The organism is Blastococcus carthaginiensis (genome assembly GCF_030731085.1).
In the GTDB taxonomy this organism is placed as follows: Bacteria; Actinomycetota; Actinomycetes; order Mycobacteriales; family Geodermatophilaceae; genus Blastococcus; species Blastococcus carthaginiensis.
On record NZ_JASNFN010000047.1, the window covers coordinates 1 to 19,930 of the forward strand.

18 protein-coding genes are annotated in these 19,930 nt (G+C 73.7%); 6 read left to right on the plus strand and 12 right to left on the minus strand.

Features of this window, described 5'->3' with window-relative positions; translation table 11 throughout:
* Window positions 1–335 precede the first annotated feature (335 nt).
* On the plus strand, window positions 336–1,793 hold the full coding sequence (locus tag QOZ88_RS22400) for an IS110 family transposase (protein ID WP_305998273.1): 1,458 nt from the start codon (window positions 336–338) through the stop codon (window positions 1,791–1,793).
* 4 nt (window positions 1,794–1,797) lie between these two features.
* Here QOZ88_RS22400 and QOZ88_RS22405 read toward each other — a convergent pair whose 3' ends face one another.
* The 6 genes from QOZ88_RS22405 to QOZ88_RS22430 form a co-directional block, all read right to left on the minus strand.
* Window positions 1,798–2,511 (minus strand): metal-dependent hydrolase, encoded by a 714-nt coding sequence (locus QOZ88_RS22405; RefSeq protein WP_306001898.1) that lies wholly within the window; start codon window positions 2,509–2,511, stop codon window positions 1,798–1,800.
* Window positions 2,512–2,661: 150 nt separating this feature from the next.
* Window positions 2,662–2,850: a DUF6104 family protein gene (locus tag QOZ88_RS22410; protein WP_091928837.1), complete on the minus strand. Its 189-nt coding sequence runs from the start codon at window positions 2,848–2,850 to the stop codon at window positions 2,662–2,664.
* 68 nt (window positions 2,851–2,918) lie between these two features.
* Window positions 2,919–6,728: a multifunctional oxoglutarate decarboxylase/oxoglutarate dehydrogenase thiamine pyrophosphate-binding subunit/dihydrolipoyllysine-residue succinyltransferase subunit gene (locus QOZ88_RS22415; protein WP_306001899.1), complete on the minus strand. Its 3,810-nt coding sequence runs from the start codon at window positions 6,726–6,728 to the stop codon at window positions 2,919–2,921.
* Window positions 6,729–6,869: 141 nt separating this feature from the next.
* Window positions 6,870–7,679, minus strand: coding sequence for an ankyrin repeat domain-containing protein (locus QOZ88_RS22420; RefSeq protein ID WP_306001900.1), 810 nt, complete (start codon window positions 7,677–7,679; stop codon window positions 6,870–6,872).
* Between the two features lie 81 nt (window positions 7,680–7,760).
* Window positions 7,761–8,516: an ABC transporter permease gene (locus QOZ88_RS22425; protein WP_306001901.1), complete on the minus strand. Its 756-nt coding sequence runs from the start codon at window positions 8,514–8,516 to the stop codon at window positions 7,761–7,763.
* On the minus strand, window positions 8,513–9,523 hold the full coding sequence (locus QOZ88_RS22430; RefSeq protein ID WP_319946904.1) for an ABC transporter ATP-binding protein: 1,011 nt from the start codon (window positions 9,521–9,523) through the stop codon (window positions 8,513–8,515). The genes QOZ88_RS22425 and QOZ88_RS22430 overlap by 4 nt, the downstream gene beginning before the upstream one ends.
* A gap of 108 nt (window positions 9,524–9,631) precedes the next feature.
* Here QOZ88_RS22430 and QOZ88_RS22435 point away from each other — a divergent pair, with 108 nt between their 5' ends.
* Genes QOZ88_RS22435 through QOZ88_RS22445 form a run of 3 tightly spaced genes read left to right on the plus strand, consistent with a single transcriptional unit; the run spans window position 9,632 to window position 12,856 of the window.
* Complete coding sequence (locus QOZ88_RS22435) at window positions 9,632–10,102, plus strand: universal stress protein (RefSeq protein WP_091929134.1); 471 nt, start codon at window positions 9,632–9,634, stop codon at window positions 10,100–10,102.
* Between the two features lie 14 nt (window positions 10,103–10,116).
* Window positions 10,117–11,187, plus strand: coding sequence for an adenylate/guanylate cyclase domain-containing protein (locus QOZ88_RS22440; protein ID WP_306001902.1), 1,071 nt, complete (start codon window positions 10,117–10,119; stop codon window positions 11,185–11,187).
* A 31-nt stretch (window positions 11,188–11,218) separates the two neighbouring features.
* Complete coding sequence (locus QOZ88_RS22445) at window positions 11,219–12,856, plus strand: ABC-F family ATP-binding cassette domain-containing protein (protein ID WP_306001903.1); 1,638 nt, start codon at window positions 11,219–11,221, stop codon at window positions 12,854–12,856.
* A 5-nt stretch (window positions 12,857–12,861) separates the two neighbouring features.
* Here QOZ88_RS22445 and QOZ88_RS22450 read toward each other — a convergent pair whose 3' ends face one another.
* Genes QOZ88_RS22450 through QOZ88_RS22460 form a run of 3 tightly spaced genes read right to left on the minus strand, consistent with a single transcriptional unit; the run spans window position 12,862 to window position 14,870 of the window.
* Complete coding sequence (locus QOZ88_RS22450) at window positions 12,862–13,404, minus strand: GNAT family N-acetyltransferase (protein WP_306001904.1); 543 nt, start codon at window positions 13,402–13,404, stop codon at window positions 12,862–12,864.
* A gap of 1 nt (window position 13,405) precedes the next feature.
* A complete protein-coding gene (locus QOZ88_RS22455) occupies window positions 13,406–14,530 on the minus strand; it encodes an alpha/beta fold hydrolase (protein WP_306001905.1) in 1,125 nt (374 codons plus the stop codon).
* Window positions 14,451–14,870 (minus strand): hypothetical protein, encoded by a 420-nt coding sequence (locus QOZ88_RS22460; protein WP_306001906.1) that lies wholly within the window; start codon window positions 14,868–14,870, stop codon window positions 14,451–14,453. Before QOZ88_RS22460 ends, QOZ88_RS22455 begins: the two co-directional genes overlap by 80 nt.
* Before the next feature lie 182 nt (window positions 14,871–15,052).
* Here QOZ88_RS22460 and QOZ88_RS22465 point away from each other — a divergent pair, with 182 nt between their 5' ends.
* On the plus strand, window positions 15,053–15,823 hold the full coding sequence (locus QOZ88_RS22465; RefSeq protein WP_306001907.1) for an SDR family NAD(P)-dependent oxidoreductase: 771 nt from the start codon (window positions 15,053–15,055) through the stop codon (window positions 15,821–15,823).
* Here the strand turns inward: QOZ88_RS22465 and QOZ88_RS22470 are convergent.
* From QOZ88_RS22470 to QOZ88_RS22480, 3 genes are all read right to left on the minus strand, one after another.
* On the minus strand, window positions 15,813–16,187 hold the full coding sequence (locus QOZ88_RS22470; RefSeq protein ID WP_306001908.1) for a hypothetical protein: 375 nt from the start codon (window positions 16,185–16,187) through the stop codon (window positions 15,813–15,815). The genes QOZ88_RS22465 and QOZ88_RS22470 overlap by 11 nt on opposite strands.
* A gap of 175 nt (window positions 16,188–16,362) precedes the next feature.
* The gene (locus QOZ88_RS22475) at window positions 16,363–16,497 is read right to left on the minus strand and encodes a methionine/alanine import family NSS transporter small subunit (RefSeq protein ID WP_306001909.1); all 135 of its coding nucleotides are present in this window, start codon (window positions 16,495–16,497) and stop codon (window positions 16,363–16,365) included.
* On the minus strand, window positions 16,494–18,119 hold the full coding sequence (locus QOZ88_RS22480) for a sodium-dependent transporter (protein ID WP_306001910.1): 1,626 nt from the start codon (window positions 18,117–18,119) through the stop codon (window positions 16,494–16,496). Before QOZ88_RS22480 ends, QOZ88_RS22475 begins: the two co-directional genes overlap by 4 nt.
* 316 nt (window positions 18,120–18,435) lie before the next feature.
* Here QOZ88_RS22480 and QOZ88_RS22485 point away from each other — a divergent pair, with 316 nt between their 5' ends.
* Window positions 18,436–19,929 (plus strand): RNA-guided endonuclease InsQ/TnpB family protein, encoded by a 1,494-nt coding sequence (locus tag QOZ88_RS22485; RefSeq protein WP_305999899.1) that lies wholly within the window; start codon window positions 18,436–18,438, stop codon window positions 19,927–19,929.
* Window position 19,930 lies beyond the last annotated feature (1 nt).

The following is a 19,930-nucleotide window of genomic DNA, read 5'->3' on the forward strand; positions in this document are numbered from 1 at the left end:
CTCATGTAAAGAGCTCCGGTGCTTGATCAGCTTCGGGGTTCCAGGGTTGCATGAGCATCCCGGCTGGTCCGGTGGGTGGCGAGGAAAGCGGCTCTGAGGGAGAGACGATCTTGAGGGATCGTGTCGAGCCTCGTCCGACTGATTGCCACCACTGGCCTGGCCACGGATGCCCCGGATGAGGGAAGTGGGCCGGCCCGCCGAGGCCGGGCCCGGTTGCAGCACATGAGTGGGAGCCGTCGTCAGGTTGCTCGCCGCCTTGGGACCGTGGTCGTTGAGCTGAGCCGCCCGTCTCGGGCCGCCGGAGCGGAATGTCCGGTGGGCTCGAGGAGGAACAGATGCAACGACGGCTGGTCGGGATCGACCTGGGGATCGCCAGCGCGCACACGGTACGGGTGCTGGCCGAGGACGGCCGGGAGGTGTGCCGTCGCCGGTGTGAGCCAACGGTGGCCAGCCTGGCCGCGATCGAGTCCGCGGCGCTGGCCGGCACCGAGCCGGGAACCCACCTGGAGGTGGTGTTCGAGCCGACCGGGCCGGCGTGGTTGCCGGTCGCGGTCTTCTTCACCACCCGCGGCCATCTGGTGTTCCGGGTGTCCAGTGCCAAGGCCGCCGACCTGCGTCGGTTCCTGTCTCGACACGCCAAGAGCAACGGCATCGACGCCGACACCCTGGCCCGGCTGCCGCTGATCGACCCGGCCGGGCTGCAGCCGCTGGAGCTGCCCGGTGCCGAGGCCGCGGCGCTGGATCGGCGGGTTCGTGCCGCTGACCGGCTGACCCGGGCCGCCAGCGAGCACAAGGTGCGGATCAAGGACCTGGTCCGCCAGCTGATGCCGTGCTCGCCGTTGACCGGCGACCTCGGCCAGGCCGACCTGGCGGTACTCGAGCGCTGGGCCGACCCGCGGGCGCTGCTCAAGGCTGGGCCGGCCCGACTGACCGCGCTGATCGCCAAGGCATCGAAGAACCACCTCGGTGCCGACCGCGCCGAAGCGTGGCGCGCTGCTGCCGCCGCGGCCGTCGAGCTCTACGGGGACCACCCGGCGCTCGCCTTCGCTGATCTGGCCGCCGAGGTCGCCACCGAGGTCCGGCTGCTGCGCGCGATCCAGGCCGAGCTCGGCGCCCACGCCGCCAGCCGGGAGGAGGCCTACCGGTGGGCCGATCCAGGCCAGCTGGCCCGCTCGCTGCCCGGCCTGGCCGAGGTCGGCGCGCCGGTCGCGGCCGCCGGCATCGGCCGCCCCGGCCGGTTCCCCTCCGGCCCGCACTTCAAGTCCTACCTGGGGCTCGCCCCGCGGGCCTCCGAGACCGGCGACACCGACCGCAAGGGACAACCCATGTCCAAGGCCGGCTCGTCGCTGATGCGCAGCACGTTCATCCGCGCCGCCGACCACGCCCGCAAGCAGGACCCCCAGCTGGCCCGCGTCTACTACGTGCAGATGGTCGAACGCGGCGCCGAGCACCTCAAGGCTCTCTGCGTGGTCGCCGGCCACCTCGCCGAACGCTTCTGGGCGGTGATGAACCGCGGCATGCCCTACGTCGTCTGCGACACCAACGGCACCCCAGTCACCCCAGAGCAGGCCAAGGCCAACATCGCCGAACAGTGGACCGTCCCCACCGACGTCCGCGCTCGCCGGCGCAGCCGCAAGAAGGCGGGGAAGGCCCCTCAGCAAGCCCCTACGGGACATGTCAGGTCAGGCACTCGAGGTGCCGACGAACGAGGCGACCTTCCCCGCCCCTCATCGTCGAAGAGCGCCCACCGCACCGTCAAGCGCGACCCCCTCTTGACAGCCGATCCCCGATAGGGAATCAGCCGGAGGTGAGCAGCCGGTCGACCAACGGGTCGAGCGCCGTGCGCAGTTCGGTGTTGCTGTAGGCGAACACGACCGTGGCGACGACGAACAGGGGCACCAGCGCGACCCTCTCGATCGTGGCGCCGGTGCGGATGGGGGAGAGGGCCAGCCGCTTCCGCTTGACCAGCCACAACAGCGGCACGGGCACCCCGGCGGTGGTGATCGCGTCGCCGAGGACGTGGGTCAGCACGCCGACCGCGACCGCCCACGGCAGCCAGGCCGGCGGTGCCATGTGCCCGAGCAGCAGCCAGGCCCCGCCCCAGGAGAGCACCAGGTTGCCCAGGATGGTGGTCTCGGTGCGGCCGGGGATGACGAAGTGCAGCGCGCGCAGCGCCAGCCCGATCGCGAGCGCCATCACCAGCAGGCTGGACCAGTAGGCGCCGGCCGCGGCGAGGGCCAGCGCCCCGAACGCCAGCGGCGCGAGGACCGCGTCGTGGGTGCCCCAGCGGTGGCCTCCCGCCAGCGCGCCGATCGCGCCCGCCGGCACGTCGGTGACCGGGCCCCACATGTCCGAGACGGTGGAGCTGCGGTGGTCGAGGTCCGGCAGCATCGCGAACCCGCCGACGGCGGCGATCCAGGCGCCTTGGGCGACGGGGCCCTGCACGGGTGCCCAGGGCAGGGTGGCGGCGCCGACGGCGAGGCCGGAGAGCGCGTGCGAGTGACCGAGCACCTACGGAGCGTGCCCCGAGACGCGGGTGCAGCGGCTCAGGCTCGCGGAGGGGTGGGTGGAACCCGTCCACTGCGACGAACTCGTGGTAATCAGCGGGTGATGGCCACGAGTTCGTCGCACTCGGCGCGCGAGCTCCCCGTCAGCCGTCCCTCAGTCGTCCAGGTCGTCGTCGTCCGTGCCGCCGCGGGCCAGCCAGGTGGCCAGCCGCTCGACGGGGACCTCGAAGTCGGGGTGCTGGTCGACGAACGCCTGCATCTGGTCGGCGAGCCAGGCGAGGGTGACCTGCTCCCCGCCCCGCCGTTCGGCCAGTTCTTCCAGGCCCCGGTCGGTGAAGTACATGCCGGAGAACCTACGATGCCCGGCCCCCGAGGTGATCGGGGGCCGGGCGTCGGTGGTGGTGCAGGCGGTCAGCCGGCCTGGCGGTCCGCGAAGGCATCGGCGACCAGCTTGCGCTGCTCGACCTCGTGCACCTTCGCCGAGCCGACCGCCGGGCTCGCCGACGCGCGCCGGCTGACCCGCCGGAGCTTCCGGCCCTCGGGCAGCTCCTCCGGCAGGTTGACCGCCATGAACTGCCAGGCGCCCATGTTCGCCGGCTCCTCCTGCACCCAGACCACGTCCGCGGCCTGCGGGTAGCGCTCGAGCTCGGCGCGGATCTGCTCGGCCGGCAGGGGGTAGAGCTGCTCGACCCGGACGATCGCGGTGTCGGCGATGCCCTCGTTCTCCCGCTGGGCCATCAGGTCGTAGGCGACCTTGCCGCTGCAGAGGAGCACGCGCTTCACCGCGGAGCCGTCCAGCGGCTCGCCGCCGACCCCGGTGTCGGGCAGCACCGGACGGAAGTTCTCCTCGGTGAAGTCCACGACCGGGCTGACCGCCGCCTTCGCCCGCAGCAGCGACTTGGGCGTGAAGACGACCAGCGGCCGGTGCACGTCCGACAGCGCCTGGCGGCGGAGGAGGTGGAAGTAGTTGCCGGGGGTGGTGCAGTTGGCGACGGTCATGTTGTTCTCCGCCGACAGCTGCAGGAACCGCTCGATCCGGCCGCTGGAGTGGTCGGGGCCCTGCCCCTCCATGCCGTGCGGCAGCAGCAGGACGACGCCGGAGCGCTGCCCCCACTTCGCCTCGCCGGAGCTGATGAACTCGTCGATGACCATCTGGGCGCCGTCGACGAAGTCGCCGAACTGCGCCTCCCAGAGCACCAAGGCCTTGGGGTTGGCCACCGAGTAGCCGTACTCGAAGCCGAGCGCGGCGTACTCGCTGAGCAGCGAGTCGTAGACGAAGAACTTCGCCTGCTCCTCGGTGAGGTTGGCCAGTGGCGTGTACTCCGCGCCGTTCTCCCGGTCGATGAGCACCGAGTGGCGCTGCACGAAGGTGCCGCGGCGGGAGTCCTGCCCGGCCAGCCGGACCGGCACGCCCTCCGCCAGCAGCGACCCGAAGGCCAGCAGCTCGCCCATGGCCCAGTCGATGCCGCCCTCGCTGGCCATCGCGGCCCGCTTCTCCAGCATCTTCTGCAGCTTGGGGTGCGGGGTGAAGTCCGGCGGGAAGGAGACGTGTGCGTCACCGATGGTCTTGAGGACCTCCTGCGTGATCGCCGTCTGCACCGTGGACTCCTGCGGCGTGCGCGGGTCCATGACCGGCTCGGGCTTGGAGGAGTCCTGCGCGTCGTGGGTCTCGGCGAACGCCCGCTCGAGCTGGCCGCGGTAGTCCTTGAGGGCCTCCTCGGCCTCCTCGAGCGTGATGTCGCCGCGGCCGACCAGCGCCTCGGTGTAGAGCTTCCGGACCGAGCGCTTGCGGTCGATGATGTCGTACATCTGCGGCTGGGTCATCGAGGGGTCGTCGCCCTCGTTGTGCCCGCGGCGGCGGTAGCAGACGAGGTCGATGACGACGTCCTTCTTGAACTGCTGCCGGTACTCGACCGCCAGCCGCGCCACCCGGACGCAGGCCTCGGGGTCGTCGCCGTTCACGTGGAAGATCGGGGCGTTGACCATGCGGGCGACGTCGGTCGAGTAGAGCGTCGAGCGTGCCGAACCCGGGCTCGTGGTGAAGCCGACCTGGTTGTTGATGACCACGTGCACGGTGCCGCCGGTGCGGTAGCCGCGCAGCTGGGAGAGGTTCAGCGTCTCCTGGACCACGCCCTGGCCGGCGAACGCGGAGTCGCCGTGCAGGAGGAGGGGGAGCACCGTGTAGCCCTGCTCGCCCTTGTCGATCATGTCCTGCTTGGCGCGGACGATGCCCTCGAGGACCGGGTTCACCGTCTCCAGGTGGCTGGGGTTGCTGGCCAGCGAGACGGCGATCTCGGCGTCGGTGCGGAACGGGTTGCGGAACGTGCCGGTGGCGCCGAGGTGGTACTTCACGTCACCGGAGCCCTGGACGGTGCCGGGGTCGATGTTGCCCTCGAACTCGCCGAAGATCTTGGCGTAGCTCTTGCCGAGCACGTTGGCGAGCACGTTGAGCCGGCCGCGGTGGGCCATGCCGATGGCGACCTCGTCCAGACCGTGGTCGGTGCCGGCGATCAGCACCTCGTCGAGGATCGGGATGACCGACTCCCCGCCCTCGAGGCTGAAGCGCTTCTGGCCGACGTACTTGGTCTGCAGGAAGGTCTCGAACGCCTCGGCGGCGTTGAGCCGGCCGAGCACGTGCTTCTGCTTCTCGCGGTCGGGCTGCGCGTGCTTGATCTCGATCCGCTCCTGGAGCCACTCGCGCTCCTCGGGATCGGTGATGTGCATGTACTCCACGCCGACGGTGCGGCAGTAGGAGTTGCGCAGCACGCCGAGGATGTCCCGCAGCGCCATGAGCCGCTCGCCGGCGAACCCGCCGACCGGGAACTTCCGGTCGAGGTCCCACAGCGTCAGCCCGTGCTGGAGGATGTCCAGGTCGGGGTGGGTGCGGACCTTGAACTCGAGCGGGTCGGTGTCGGCCATGAGGTGGCCGTTGCGCCGGTAGGACTCGATGACCTCGATGACCCGGGCTTCCTTGTCGATCTGCCCCTCGCGCGTGATCCGCACGTCCGGCATCCAGCGCACCGGCTCGTAGGGGATCCGCAGCGAGCGGAAGACCTCGTCGTAGAAGCCGTCCTCGCCCAGCAACAGCGAGTGGAGCTTGCGCAGGAAGTCGCCGGACTCGGCGCCCTGGATGATCCGGTGGTCGTAGGTCGAGGTGAGCGTGATGATCTTCGAGACGCCCATCTCGGTGAGCACCTCGGGGCTCATCCCCTGGAACTCGGCCGGGTACTCCATCGCGCCCACGCCGATGATCGCGCCCTGGCCGGCGGTGAGCCGCGGCACCGAGTGGTTGGTGCCGATCGTGCCCGGGTTGGTGAGGCTGATCGTGGTGCCGGAGAAGTCCTCCATCGTCAGCTTGTTGTTCCGCGCGCGGCGGATGATGTCCTCGTAGGCGGCCCAGAAGCCGGCGAAGTCCATCTCCTCGGCGGCCTTGATCGAGGCCACCACCAGCGAGCGCGAGCCGTCGGGCTTCGGCAGGTCGATGGCGAGCCCGAAGTTGACGTGCTGGGGCTGGACGAGCACCGGCTTGCCGTCCACCTCGGCGAAGGCGCTGTTCATGTTCGGGAACGAGTGCAGCGCGCGGACCAGCGCGTAGCCGATGAGGTGGGTGAAGGAGATCTTCCCCCCGCGCGCTCGCGCCAGGTGGTTGTTGATGACGATGCGGTTGTCGGCGAGGAGCTTGGCCGGCACGGCGCGCACGCTGGTCGCCGTCGGCACGGTCAGCGAGGCGTTCATGTTCTTGACCACCGCCGCGGCGGCGCCGCGCAGCGGGGACTGCTTGCCGTCGCCGGCCGGCGGCTTCGGCGCCGCGGTGGCGGGCTTGGCGGCCGGCTGGTCGGTCTTCTGCACGGGCGAGCTCCCCGTCGGCTGGGACCCGGCGGCCGGGCGCTGGACGTCGGGCTTCTCCGCGGCGGGGGCCGCGGGCGCGGGGGAGGCCGCGGCCGGCTTGCCCGTGGCCGGCTTGTCCCCGGCGGGCTCGTCCGCGGCGGGCTCGTCCGCGGCCGGCTTCTCCGCGGTCGGCGCCGCGTTCCCCGAGGAGGCCTGCTCCCGGTCGCCACCGGTCGGCGGACCGGGGCGGTAGTCGGCGAAGAACTCGTGCCACGCCTGATCGACGCTGGACGGGTCGGCGAGGAACTGCTGGTACATCTCCTCGACCAGCCACTCGTTGGTGCCGAACCCGGCGACCGGGGACGAGTTGGACGACGGTCGGGATGAACTCACGCTTGACACGGGGTCGAGTGCCTTCTTCGTCTCGGGGCTGCGTCTGAGGGGCGCGTCGCTGGACCGGGTGTCGAGTCTACGCCCGTGCCGGTTCGCCGACCGGGTGCGGAGCGGGATCCGCGCGCCCGTGCCACCCGGCGGTCAATGGGTGGCGCCACGGGCGACGAGGAGCTCGGCCAGGGCGTCGTTGCCGCTGGCCTGGTCCTCGTCCGCCCGCCGGTGCCGGGCCGCCGCCACGCGGCTGATGTCCAGCGCGCTGGCGCCGTCGTGCGTCGTGGCGTTGACGTCCGCTCCGGCGTCCAGGAGCGCCCGGACGATCTCCGGTGCATCGCCCGCCGCCCCCGCCGCCACGGCGGTGTGCAGCGGGGTGCGGCCGGTGTCCGGGTCCCGGCGGTCGACGTCGGCGCCGGCGTCCAGGAGCAGGCGGACCAGCTCCGCGCTGCCGCCGGCGGTGGCTGCGTGCAGCGCGCCCCCGTCGGCGTCGGCGCCCCGGTCCAGCAGCAGGCGGGCGGCGCCGGCCGCCCCGCCGAAGGCGGCCCACGCGAGCAGGTCGACCCCGGTGGCGGGGTCGGTCAGCGGCGCGCCGTCGTCCAGCTCGCCGGTCAGCCGGTCGACGTCGTCGAGGTAGGCCGCGCTGGGGGCGTCGATGACCGCGCCGAGCTCCACCAGCACCGGCACCAGATCGGGTGCGTGCTCGAGGGCCACGTGCAGCGGCGTGCGGTGCTGGTCTGTGCGCGCGGTGAGGTCCGCGCCGGCCGCGGCGAGGACACGCACGATCTCGACCCGGTCGCAGGCGACCGCCAGGTGCAGGGGCGTCCAGCCGCCCTGCCCCTCCCGTTCGACGGAGCCCTGGACCAGTTGCGGCGACTCGGCGACCGCCGACCGGACGGCATCGGTCTCGCCGTCGACGATCAGCCGGCCGAGTCGTTGGACGGTCATGCGAGTGGTCACGCGTTCTCCGTTCTGCGTTCGGGGCTGCCCGGCGCGTGCTGCTCGACCGGTGCAGGGGTCTGGGGGAGCACCCCGGCCGCCTCAGGCGATGTCGCGGCGGACCGCGAGGAAGGTGCCCAGCAGGGCCGCCAGGAGACCGTAACCGAGGAGCAGGGCACCTCCTTGCCAGGCCTCGAGCAGGTCGGGGCCCTCGAAGGTCGCGGTGAGCGCCTCGAGCGCACCTCCGGGCATCCACTTGTACGCCCCCGAGGTGGCCGGGATCGAGCGGATGATCGGCTCGATGACGAACAGGTAGACCAGGCCGCCGACGATCGCCCCGACCTGGTTGCGCAGCAGCGCGCCGAGGCCCACGCCGATGACCGCGTAGATGACCAGGGCCAGCCCCGAGCTGCCCAGCGTCGCCAGGTTGTCGGCGTCGAGCGCAGGGGCCGCCCCGCGCACGCCGGCGTGAACCGCGACCGCCGCGTAGTTGACGACCAGCACCACCAGGGCGAACAGCGTGGCCGCCAGCGCGTAGGCCAGCAGCTTGGCGATCACGACGTTGCCGCGGCGCGGGGTGGTCAGGAACGTCGGGGTGGCCGTGCGGTGCCGGTACTCCTGGGTCATCCCGATGATGCCCACGATGAGGAACAGCACGTTGACGTTGACCGCGTTGGCCATCGCCAGCTCCTCGTAGAGCGGCGTGCCGACGGCCGGGATGCCCGACTCCGGGTTGCCGGCGAACGAGGTGAGCAGGACGGCGAACCCGATCACCATGACGCAGGCGCCCAGCAGCAGGCCGAGCCAGACCCTGGTCGTGAAGAGCTTGGTCCACTCCGCGCGGATCAGGTGGGTCATCGCGAGGCCTCCGGGGACGTCGCGCCGGCGGCGTACTGCTCCTGGCCGGCGGTGAGCTGGAAGTAGATCTCCTCCAGGCCGCTGGTGCGCGAGCGCAGCTCGTGCAGCTCCACCCCGGCGGCGAAGGCGCGGGCGCCGATCTCGGCGGTGGTGCGGCCGGCGGCGGTCAGGGAGTCGCCGTCGAGGGAGACGGGCATGCCGTCGGCGCGCAGCACCTCGGCCAGCCGAGCGATCTCCGGGCTGCGCACCAGCACCGTGCCGCCCCCCTCGGCGCCCGAGCGGAGCTGCTCCATCGAGGCCTCGCGGACCAGCCGGCCGGCGCCGACGATGACGACGCGGTCGACGGTCTGCTCCACCTCGGAGAGGAGGTGGCTGGAGACCAGGACCGTGCGGCCCTGGTCGTGGGCGAGGTGGCGGATGAACCCGCGCAGCCACTGGATGCCCTCCGGGTCCAGCCCGTTGGCCGGCTCGTCGAGCACCAGGACGGAGGGGTCGCCGAGCAGCGCCGTCGCGAGCCCCAGCCGCTGGCGCATGCCCAGGGAGTAGCCGCCGGCGCGCCGCCGTCCGGCGTCGGTCAGGCCGACCTGGGTCAGCACCGCGTCGGCGCGCTCCACCGGCAACCCGGCGGCGCGGCAGTAGACGCGCAGGTGGTTGCGGCCGGAGCGGGCCGGGTGGAACGCCGTCTCCAGGACCGCGCCCACGGTGCGGACCGGTTCCCGCAGCGACGTGTACGGGGTGCCGTCGAACGTGGCGGTGCCGGCATCGGGGCGGACCAGCCCGAGCAGCATGCGCAGCGTGGTCGTCTTGCCGGCGCCGTTGGGGCCGAGGAACCCGGTGACCGTGCCCGGCTCGACGGTGAAGCCGAGGTCGCTCACCGCCCGTACGGCACCGAAGGACTTGGTGAGCCCCCGGACCTCGACCCGCACGGGGTCGGTCGCGGGGGCGTGGGGGGTGGCGATGTCGCTCCTCCTCGTCTGGTGGCCCGTGTCCCGACCATCCAAGCGCACCGGGGTGACGTTCCGGGAGGCCGCGCGCACATGTCGTCTGCCGTTCACCCGGCCCCGTGCCCGTGACCCCGGGCACACGGGAGCGCGGCGTCCCCTAGAGTGCGCGCCGTGAGCGAGCCCGCCAACGCCTATTCCACGGTCGTCGTCGGAACCGACGGGTCGGAGTCCTCGCTGCGCGCCGTCGCGCGGGCCGGGGCCCTGGCCGGCGCCTGCGGCGCGACGCTCGTGGTCGCCTGCGCCTACCTCCCCGCGGAGGCCGACGACCGGGAGCTCGCCCGTGCCCAGGACGTGCTCGGCGACGAGGCGTACCAGGTCGTCGGGTCCCACCCCGCCGAGGAGACCGTGCGCACCGCCGCCGAGCGCGCGCTCGCCGCGGGCGCCGGCGACGTGCGCACCGTGGCCGTCACGGGTTCCCCGGTCGAGACGCTGCTGGAGGTCGTCCGCCGCGAGAAGGCGGACCTGCTCGTCGTCGGCAACCGCGGTCTGAGCGGCATCAAGGGCCGGCTGCTCGGGTCGGTGCCGGCCGACGCCTCCCGCAGGTCGCAGTGCGACGTGCTGATCGTCCACACCACGGGCTGAGGTCCGCGACGGGCATGGACGATCCCGGGGCGGGCCCCGACCTCGGCGCCCGCGAGGCGCTGGAGCGGCTGCTGCTCGACGGCCCCCGCCGGTACACCCGGCTCGAGGTCGGCCGGATGGCCGGGATGCCACCGGAGCGGACCCAGCGGCTGTGGCGGGCTCTCGGCTTCCCCGACGCCGCCGACGACGACCCGGCCTTCACCGACGCCGACATCGCCGCCCTCGGGGTGCTCTCGACGCTCATCGACTCCGGCTTCGTCGACGCCGACAGCGAGGCCTCCATCGCCCGGGCGATGGGTCAGTCGCTGTCCCGGCTCGCCGACTGGCAGACCGACATGCTGGCCGACGCGCTGCTCCGCGGGGCGCGGCCCGGCGAGGACCCGGCCGCGACCACGGAGCGTGCGGTGGCCGCCGCGCAGGCGCTGCTGCCCCGGCTGCGCGAGGTGCAGGACTACGTCTGGCGGCGGCACCTCGTGGCCAACGTCGACCGGCTGCTCGCGGCCACCGGCCCGGGCGACCGGCGCGAGCTCGCGGTCGGGTTCGCCGACCTGGTGGGCTACACCTCGCGCAGCCGGGGCATGGGCGGCCGCGAGCTGGGCGCGATGGTGGAGGACTTCGAGAGCACCGCCGCCGAGGTGATCGCCCGGCACCACGGCCGGGTGGTGAAGACGGTCGGGGACGGCGTCCTGTTCACCGCGCGGTCGGCCACCGACGCCGCGGACATCGGGCTGGAGCTCCCCGACGCGTGGGCGGCCGACGACCGCCCGCCGCTGCGGGTCGGGGCGGCGTACGGCGCGGTCCTGACCCGCCTCGGCGACGTCTACTCGCCGGTGGTGAACCTGGCCAGCCGGCTGACCTCGCTGGCCCGTCCCGGCGCGCTGCTGGTCGACCGCGACCTCGCCGACCGGTTGCGCCCGCTCGCCGACTACCGGGTCCGGCCGCTGCGGCGGGTCTCCGTGCGTGGCTACGACCACCTGCAGCCGTGGCTGGTGCGGCGCGGCCGGGCGGCCGCGGAGGAGCCCGACAGCGGCTACGGCGACGACGCGTTCGACGTCGAGGACGACCCGTCGGCGAGCCGGGACTGACCTGCTCCGGGCGGCTTGGCAGGCTGGAGGGGTGAGCGCCACCCTCGTCGCCCGCGGACTGGCGGCCGGTCACGGCGCCCGCGTGCTGTTCTCCGACCTCGATCTCGTCGTCGCCCCGGGCGACGTCGTCGGCCTGGTCGGGGTGAACGGCGCGGGCAAGTCCACCCTCCTGCGGACGCTGGCCGGGGAGCTCCCGGCCGAGGCCGGGAGCATCGTGCTGAGCCCGCCGACGGCCACCCTCGGCTACCTGCCGCAGGAGCACGAGCGCCGCCCGGGGGAGACGGTCCTGGCGGCGCTCGGGCGGCGCACCGGGGTCGCCGCGGCACAGGTGGTGCTGGACGCCGCCACCGAGGCGCTCGCGGCGGGGGACCAGGGGGCCGACGACGCGTACGGCGACGCGCTGGAGCGCTGGCTGGCTCTCGGCGGTGCGGACCTCGACGAACGCGCCGCGGAGGTCGTCGCCGAGGTCGCCCCGGGTGTGGCGCTCGACGCGCTGATGACCGGGCTCTCCGGTGGCCAGGCAGCGCGGGTCGGGCTGGCTTCCCTGCTGCTGTCCCGCTACGACGTCCTGCTGCTCGACGAGCCGACCAACGACCTGGACCTTGCCGGGCTGGACCAGCTGGAGCGGTTCGTCACCGGCGCCCGCGCCGGCGTCGTCGTGGTCAGCCACGACCGCGAGTTCCTCGCCCGCACGGCCAACCGCATCGTGGAGCTGGACCTCGCCCAGCAGCTGGTGCGGGTGCACGACGGCGGCTACGAGGCCTACCTGGTGGAGCGCGAGGTGGCCCGCCGGCACGCGCGTGAGGAGTACGAGGAGTTCGCCGACACCAAGGCGGGCCTCGAGGCCCGGGCGCGGATGCAGCGGAACTGGATGGCCAAGGGTGTCCGCGACTCGATCAAGAAGTCCAAGGACGGCGACAAGCACATCAAGGCGGCCAACCGCGCGTCCTCGGAGAAACAGGCGGCCAAGGCCAAGCAGACGCAGCGGATGATCGAGCGGCTCGACGTCGTGGAGGAGCCCCGCAAGGAGTGGGAGCTCCGCATGGAGATCGCCACCGCGCCGCGTGCCGGGGCGGTCGTGGCGACGCTGCGGGGCGCGGTCGTGCGCCGGGGCGGGTTCACCCTCGGCCCGGTGGACCTGCAGGTCGACTGGGGTGACCGCGTCGCCATCACCGGCGCCAACGGCTCGGGGAAGTCGACGCTCCTGGCGGCGCTGCTCGGCCGGGTGCCGCTGGGCGAGGGCGCCGCATCGCTCGGCCCCTCGGTCCGGGTGGGCGAGATCGACCAGGCCCGCGGCCGCTTCCTCGGCACCGAGCAGCTGCTCGACGCCTTCGGTGCCGAGGTGCCCGACTGGCCGACGGCGGAGGTGCGCACCCTGCTGGCCAAGTTCGGCCTCACCGCCGACCACGTGCTGCGCCCGGCGGTCACGCTCTCGCCGGGGGAGCGCACCCGTGCCGCGCTGGCGCTGCTGCAGGCCCGGGGCGTCAACGTGCTGGTGCTCGACGAGCCGACCAACCACCTGGACCTGCCGGCCATCGAGCAGCTGGAGCAGGCGCTGGCCGGCTACTCGGGCACGCTGCTGCTGGTGACGCACGACCGGCGGATGCTCACCGCCGTCGCCACCGACCGGCGGCTCGAGGTCGACGGCGGGCGGGTCACCGAGCGCTGAGCGGGTCAGCCGGCCGGCGCACCCAGCTCGTCGGCGATGCCGACGGTGTCCATGCCCGCCCACGTGTCCGAGACGTGGTGCGCCAGCACCATGAGGTCACGCAGCTCGCCGCTGCGGTCGCGGATGTGGTCCTTCAGCAGCGCCTCGCCGGTGAAGCCGAGGTCGCCGAAGAGCGCGAGCGCCGGCCCCTGCTCGGCGACCACCTCGACGACGAGCTTCGCCAGCCCCGAGGAGACCGCACCCACCAGCGCCTGCCGGGCCAGCTCCCGGCCGAGCCCGCTGCCGCGGCGGGAGGGGGAAACCACCAGGCGGACCTCGCCGACGTGGTCCGACCAGCCCGGGAGCGGCCGGACGGCGACGTAGCCGGTCACCTCGTCGCCGTCCACGGCCACCCACCGGCCCCCCGCGGACTCGCCGGTGGCCCACGAGCGGACGGTCTCGGGGTCGGTGACCTCCTCCTTGATGAAGGTCAGGTCGCCCTCGGGCAGGTCGCCGAAGAACCGCAGCAGCGCGTCGCAGCGCTCGGGTCCGAGTTCCACCACGGTCACGTCAGGCCTCCTGCGGTTTCTCGGCGGCGTCGAGTGGGTCGCTGCGCCGGCGGACGAAGTCGATGATCGTGGGCACCGTCGTCCTCGCGGCGGTGCGCCCGACGACCAGCCCCATGTGACCGGCGTCGAGGCGGAGCTCGTGCTTGTCGGGGGAGCCGACGAGGTCGATCAGCGGCGCGGTCGCGTCCGGCGGCACGATGTGGTCCCGGTTGGCGCGCACGGTGAGGAACGGCACCTGGATGTCGGCGAGGTGCACCGGGTCCCCGCCGACGCTGAGCCGGTCGTTCACCATGCCGTTCTCCCGCACGAGCATCTCCGCCGTCTGCCGGGCGGCGGCGCCGGGGAAGGGCACGTGGTCGTCCGACCACCCGGTCATGGCCTGGTACGACGCCACGTACTCGTCGTTCCAGAGCCGCTCCCAGAGGGTGACGTAGCGGGTCACCTCCGCGGTCGGGGTGAGTGCCCGGAAGCCCTGGACGACGACCGACGGCGGGACGTTGCCGTCGGCGTCGAGCACCGAGCCGACGTCCATCCCGCCGACGGCGAAGACGTCGGCGAGCGGGCCCATGTGCCGGAAGTCGACCGGTGTCGCCAGCACGGTGAGGCTGCGCAGCGGCGCGTCGGGGTGGTGCGCCGCGTAGAGCAGGGCGAGGTTGCCGCCGAAGCAGTAGCCGAAGAGGTTGACCTCATCCGCGCCGGAGAGCTCGAGGACGCGGTCGATGGCGGCGGGGATGTAGTCGTCGGCGTAGTCCTCCAGCCCGTTGCCCGCGTCCCGCTCGTCGGGCTCGCCCCAGTCGAGCATGTAGACGTCGAAACCGGCCTCCAGCAGTTGCTCCACGAAGCTGTTGCCGGGCGTCAGGTCGAGGATGTAGCTCCGGCTCACCAGGCTGAACACGATCAGGAGCGGGGGGCCGTAGCGGACACCGCCGTACGTGTCGGGGTCGTTGCGGTAGTGCCAGAGCTGGGTGCGGCCCCGCTGCCAGACGACGTCCTTGGGGGTCCGGCCGACACCGGGCCGGTCGACGCCGGCGACGAGCTTGATGCCGTTACGGGCGCGGAGGGTGTTGCGCTCGACGTCGCGCCGGACGCGGTCGAGCACCGTCTGCGGGCTGGGCACCGTCGGCATCGCTGTCCTCCGTGGTCGGGGTCGTCGGTCGCGGAGCGCCGGGGCGCGACGTGGCGCTGCGGCGCCGCTCCTGCTCCAGCTGGATGGTCAGCCGCCGCACCTCGCGGTCGAGCGAGCCGATCTGCGCGCGCAGCCGGCTGATGTCGCTCCCCGCGGGCAGGTTCAGGAGGTGCCAGGCGCGGGCGCTGAGGCCCTGCGCCGAACGGCTCGCGAGGGTCTGCGCCCGCCGCACCAGCGCGGTGCCGAGGGCGAAGTGCTCCGTGCGGACCAGGCTCTCCGCGCGCGGCGCCACGGCTCGTTCCGCCGCGTCGAACGCCTGCCGCCACAGCGGGGCGCTCACCGGTCCACCCCGGCCACCCGCCGCGCGGCCCCGGACGGCTGCTGCGCGAGGTCGGTCATGGGTCGCTCCCCGGGGTGCTCGGTTCCTGGTCGGCGGGTCCCTACCCGGCTCGACCGGTGATCTACCGCACAGGGCCGATACGGTGGCCCGAGAGCCCGCCGACCACGAGGAGACCCCCGCTCATGCCCGACCGCTCGATCCTCGACCTGTTCCGCCTCGACGACCGCGTCGCCATCGTCACCGGGGCCTCCTCCGGGCTCGGGGCGGTGTTCGCGCGCACCCTGGCCGAGGCCGGCTGCGACGTCGTGCTGGGCGCCCGCCGGGCCGACCGGCTCGCCGAGACCCAGCGCGCGGTCGAGGCGGCCGGGCGGCGGGCGATCAGCGTGGCCACCGACGTCTCCCGGCCGGAGGACTGCCAGGCGCTCGTCGACGCCGCCATGGCCGAGTTCGGCAAGGTCGACGTCCTGGTGAACAACGCCGGGGTGGGCACCGCGGCGCCCGCGACCCGGGAGACCCCCGAGCAGTTCCGGCAGGTCATCGACGTCAACCTCAACGGCTGCTACTGGATGGCGCAGGCCTGCGGCCGGGTCATGCAGCCGGGCAGCTCCATCGTGAACATCTCCAGCGTGCTCGGGCTGACCACGGCCGGCCTGCCGCAGGCCGCCTACGCCGCCAGCAAGGCGGGGCTGATCGGGCTCACCCGCGACCTCGCCCAGCAGTGGACCGGCCGCAAGGGGATCCGCGTGAACGCCCTGGCGCCGGGCTTCTTCACCTCGGAGATGACCGACCAGTACCCCGAGGGCTACCTGGAGTCGCAGCTGTCCCGGGTGCTGGTGGGGCGCAAGGGCGAGCCCGAGGAGCTCGCCGCCGCGCTGGTCTTCCTCGTCAGCGACGCCGGCGGGTACGTCACCGGCACGACGATCCCCGTCGAAGGCGGGATGCTCACGAGCTGAGCGGCCCCCCGATGACGGTGCGCCCGGTGCGGGCGGGGTCCGGCCGCACCGGTCCGGCCTCGGCGTCCGGCGGCGGGAGCGCCGCGGTGCCGCCACCGCGGAGCGGGCGCGGCCGCCGCGGCTGGCGGCTGCCGCTGCCGCCGCCGCGGTGCGGGTAGACCAGGACACCGTTCACCGGGTCGGGGGCGGCGTCGAGCGCGGCGCGGACGGCGGGGGAGTCGTGGAAGCCGTCCCGGCGGCTCTCCTCGTCGAAGGCGAACTCGCAGACGACGCCCCAGCGGTGCTCGTGCTCGTCCCAGAACCGGGCGCCGGGCCGGCGGTCACCGCCGCCTCGACGAGCCGGTCGTGCCAGGCCCGCAGCCACCCCGCGGCGGAGGTGCCGCCGTCGAACACCTCGATGGTGAGCCAGTTCACATCCGGGACGGTACGAGGACCGGCTCGTCGCCGGAAGCCGCCCCGGGGTGGCGGTCACGCCGGGCGCTCGACCCCTCCGACGAGCGCAGCGGTCGGTCGAGGTCGTGCCCGCTGCGTGCGCCGGGTCAGCGGTCCCGGCGCACGTTCTCTGCGCGGTCCTCGACGGCGCCGTGGCGTATCAGGCTGGTGACGGCCAGGGCGAGGCCGCCCCAGATGATCAGCATGGCCACCAGCATCATCACGATCGCGCTGGCGCTCACCGGCGGCCTCCTTCGTCGTGCCCGGTCACCGAGCGGTCGCGGCCGGCCGCGTCCGCCACGGGTGCCCCGTCCAGGGGTGTACCCGGATCGGAGCCGGGTGGCGGCCCGTCCAGGTGGGTCCCGGCGCGCCACGGCAGCCGGGCGAGCAGGAAGCCGACCAGCGGCAGCGCCAGGACGAGCAGCCAGCCGAAGCCCAGCAGGAGCCAGGTGGGGTAGCCCTCGTAGGGCGCGGCGAGGTCGTCGCGCACCGCGAGGACGAGCACGATGGCCAGGCCCGCCGGGGCCACGATGCTGGTGAGCACCCGCCAGCCGGTGCCGATCCGGGGACGGCCGTGCACGTTGAGGTGGTCGCCGAGCCGGGGCAGGGCCCGCAGCACCCAGGCGACGACCAGCATGCTCAGCAGCGCCACGACGAGGATGCCGTACTGGTTGACGAAGTGGTCGACGACGTCGAGCACGTAGATCCCGCTCGTGGTGCTGAAGAGCACCAGGCTCAGCACCGCGCTGGGCACCACGACCGCGAGGGTGGCGGTGAGGCGGCTGGTGTCGAGCTTGTCGCGGACGGCGGAGATCACGACCTCGATCACGCTGATCAGCGACGTGATGCCGGCGATGACCAGGGACCCGAAGAAGAGGACGCCGATGAGGGCGCCGGCCGGGGCCTCGCTGATGATGGTGGGGAAGGCGATGAAGGCCAGCGCGATCCCGTCGCGGGCGACCTCGCCGACCGCGACCCCGCTGGCCTGGGCCATGAAACCGAGGGCGGCGAACACGCCGATGCCGGCCAGCAGCTCGAAGCTGGAGTTCGAGAAGCCGACGACGAGGCCGGAGCCGGTCATGTCCTCGCGACGGCCGACGTACGAGGCGTAGGTGATCATGATGCCGAAGCCGATCGACAGCGAGAAGAAGATCTGCCCGAACGCGGCGGCCCAGACCGCGGGCTCGGCGAGCGCCGCCCAGTCGGGCGTGAACAGGGCGTCGAGGCCGGCACCCGCTCCCGGCAGCAGCAGCGCCTGCACCACGAGGACGGCGAAGGCGAGCACCAGCACCGGGATGAAGACCAGGGAGACGGCACCGATCCCGCGCTGGACGCCGAGCGCCAGGACCACCAGGACGGCCAGCCAGACGACCGCGAGGGGCACGAGCACCCCGGGCACCACGTCGGCGGTGACCGCGACGTCGCCGGCCTGCAGGTACTCCCCGAAGAAGAAGCCCTCCGGATCGGCGCCCCAGGCCTGGTCGAGCGAGAAGAAGGTGTAGCTCAGCGCCCAGGCCAGCACCGCGGCGTAGTAGACGGCGATGAGGAAGCAGATCGCCACCTGCCACCAGCCGAGCCCCTCGGTACCGCGGCGCAGCCGGGCGAAGGAGAGGGGGGCGGAACCGCGGTGGCGGTGGCCGATCGCGTAGTCGAGCAGCAGGAAGGGGATGCCGGCGGTGAGCAGCGCGACCAGGTAGGGCACCACGAAGGCGCCGCCGCCGTTCTCGTAGGCGACGTACGGGAACCGCCAGATGTTGCCCAGCCCCACCGCCGAGCCGATCGCCGCCAGGATGAAGACGCGCCGGGAGCTGAACGCGCCGCGCCGGCGCTCCTCCTGCGCGGCGGCACCCGCTGTCGAACTCATCTGACCTCCTGCGTCGTGGTCCGCCGGTCCGCGAGCACGGGGCGCGACGGGCCGTCGAAGGCAAGGTGCCAGAACTCGCGCCACGTCGCACGCCCGGACCCCGCACGGCCGGGCGGCGGCCCGAGGTCCCACCACCGCGGCGCCGCCGGATCGCGCGCCGGTCCCGTCAGCCGATCCGGGCCGTCGGGGCCTCGGTCCGCGGGCTAGTGCTGCGGCCTCGAAGGTTTGCCCTGTTGGGTGGTCGCCTGTTTCTGTCGGTGGGGTCGGGCAGGGTGTGGATGTGCCTCGTCATCGGGATCGGTCCGCGGCGCCGGTGGTGCACCGCACCGCCCGGGTGGAGCTGCGGGTGACCGGCGGCCAGCGGCAGCGGCTGTTCGGTCTGCTGCGCTCGGGCGGGGATGTGTGGGCGGCGGTGTTGGAGCTCAACGGCTGGCGTCGCCGGCGCGGTGACCGGCCGTTGGCCGGTTATCAGGAGCTGTGCCGGGAGCTGGCCGCGGCCGGTGAGGGAACGTTCGGCGAGCTGTCCAGCGTGGGGGCGCGGTCGGTGCTGCGCGGCTACTCCGATGCGTGGATCAGCGCCGCCCGTCGCCGCCGGGCCGGTGAGGCGTCGGTTCGGTTTCCGCGGCGGCGGCGCGGGCTGGTGCCGGTGCGCTTCTACGCCGGCACCTTCACCATCGAAACCGATAGCGGGCGACCGCGGGTGCGGCTACCGGTGGCCCGCGGTCGCCCGCCGTTGTGGGTGCGGCTGGCCCGCCCGCTTCCTTACCCGGCCGAACGGGTGCGCTCGGTGCGGCTGGTACACCAAGGTCGGTGGTTGTTCCTCGACGTCACCGTTGAGGTACCCGTCGCGACCTATCCGCCCGGCGCCGGCCCCGATCCCGCCCGGATCGCCGGAGTGGACCTGGGCATCATCCATCCCTTCGCCGTCCTGGCCTCACGCGGCGCCGACGGGAAGCGGGATGCCGGGCTGCTGGTGTCGGGGCGGGCGCTGCGCGCCGAGCACCGACTGCATCTGGCCGAAGGCAAGGCCCGCGCCCGCGCCACCGCCGCCCGCGCCCCCCGACCGGGCCAGCGCGGCTCCCGGCGGTGGCGCCGCTACCGGGCCCGCGGCCGCCGGCTGGAGGGCCGGCACCGGCGCCGGCTGACCCAGGCCCGCCACGAGGCCGCGACCGAGGTCGTGCGCTGGGCTGTGGCGCGGCGGATCGGCACCCTGGCCGTCGGCGACCCGCGCGGCCTGCTGGCCCGCGATGCCGGGCGGCGCCAGAACAAGGCCGTCCGCGACTGGGCCGTCGGCGACCTGCTGCACAAACTGGCCGACAAGGCCGAGGCCGCCGGGATCGCCGTGCACCCGGTCGACGAGCGCGGCACCTCCTCCACCTGCCCCGTCTGCACCCGCCGCGTCGCCAAGCCGCGCGGCCGGGTCTTCCGTTGTCCGCACCCCGGGTGCGGCTTCACCGGGCACCGCGACCTGGTCGGTGCCGCCAACATCGCCGCCCGCGCCCCGGCTCCGGTCGGGACCGCGAGCGGTGGCTCCCTCGTCACCGGATCGCCGCCGGTGACCACGCACCGTCGAGCCGGCCGGCACCTGCCCGGTGCCGGCCGGTCCCGGCGTGATCCCCGCCGCGGACTCCTCAGCCGGCCCCCGGGCCGGTCGACCTCCACCCATCCGGTGGCCCGTGGCGGCGGATCCACCTGGCCCGCCGTGGCCCGCCCCGAGAACCAGCCCGGTTCCGGGAAGTCGCTCGCCGGCACCCGCCGCGAGGATCAGGCACCGCCCCACCGGGGCAAACCCTGCCTGACACGGCACTAGG

Coding starts and splice junctions, on each gene's coding strand:
- QOZ88_RS22400 (WP_305998273.1), top strand. CDS start 336: ATGCAACGACGGCTGGTCGGGATCGACCTGGGGATCGCCAGCGCGCAC.
- QOZ88_RS22410 (WP_091928837.1), bottom strand. CDS start 2,850: ATGTACTTCACCGACCGGGGCCTGGAAGAACTGGCCGAACGGCGGGGC.
- QOZ88_RS22425 (WP_306001901.1), bottom strand. CDS start 8,516: ATGACCCACCTGATCCGCGCGGAGTGGACCAAGCTCTTCACGACCAGG.
- QOZ88_RS22440 (WP_306001902.1), top strand. CDS start 10,117: ATGGACGATCCCGGGGCGGGCCCCGACCTCGGCGCCCGCGAGGCGCTG.
- QOZ88_RS22455 (WP_306001905.1), bottom strand. CDS start 14,530: ATGCCGACGGTGCCCAGCCCGCAGACGGTGCTCGACCGCGTCCGGCGC.
- QOZ88_RS22465 (WP_306001907.1), top strand. CDS start 15,053: ATGCCCGACCGCTCGATCCTCGACCTGTTCCGCCTCGACGACCGCGTC.
- QOZ88_RS22480 (WP_306001910.1), bottom strand. CDS start 18,119: ATGAGTTCGACAGCGGGTGCCGCCGCGCAGGAGGAGCGCCGGCGCGGC.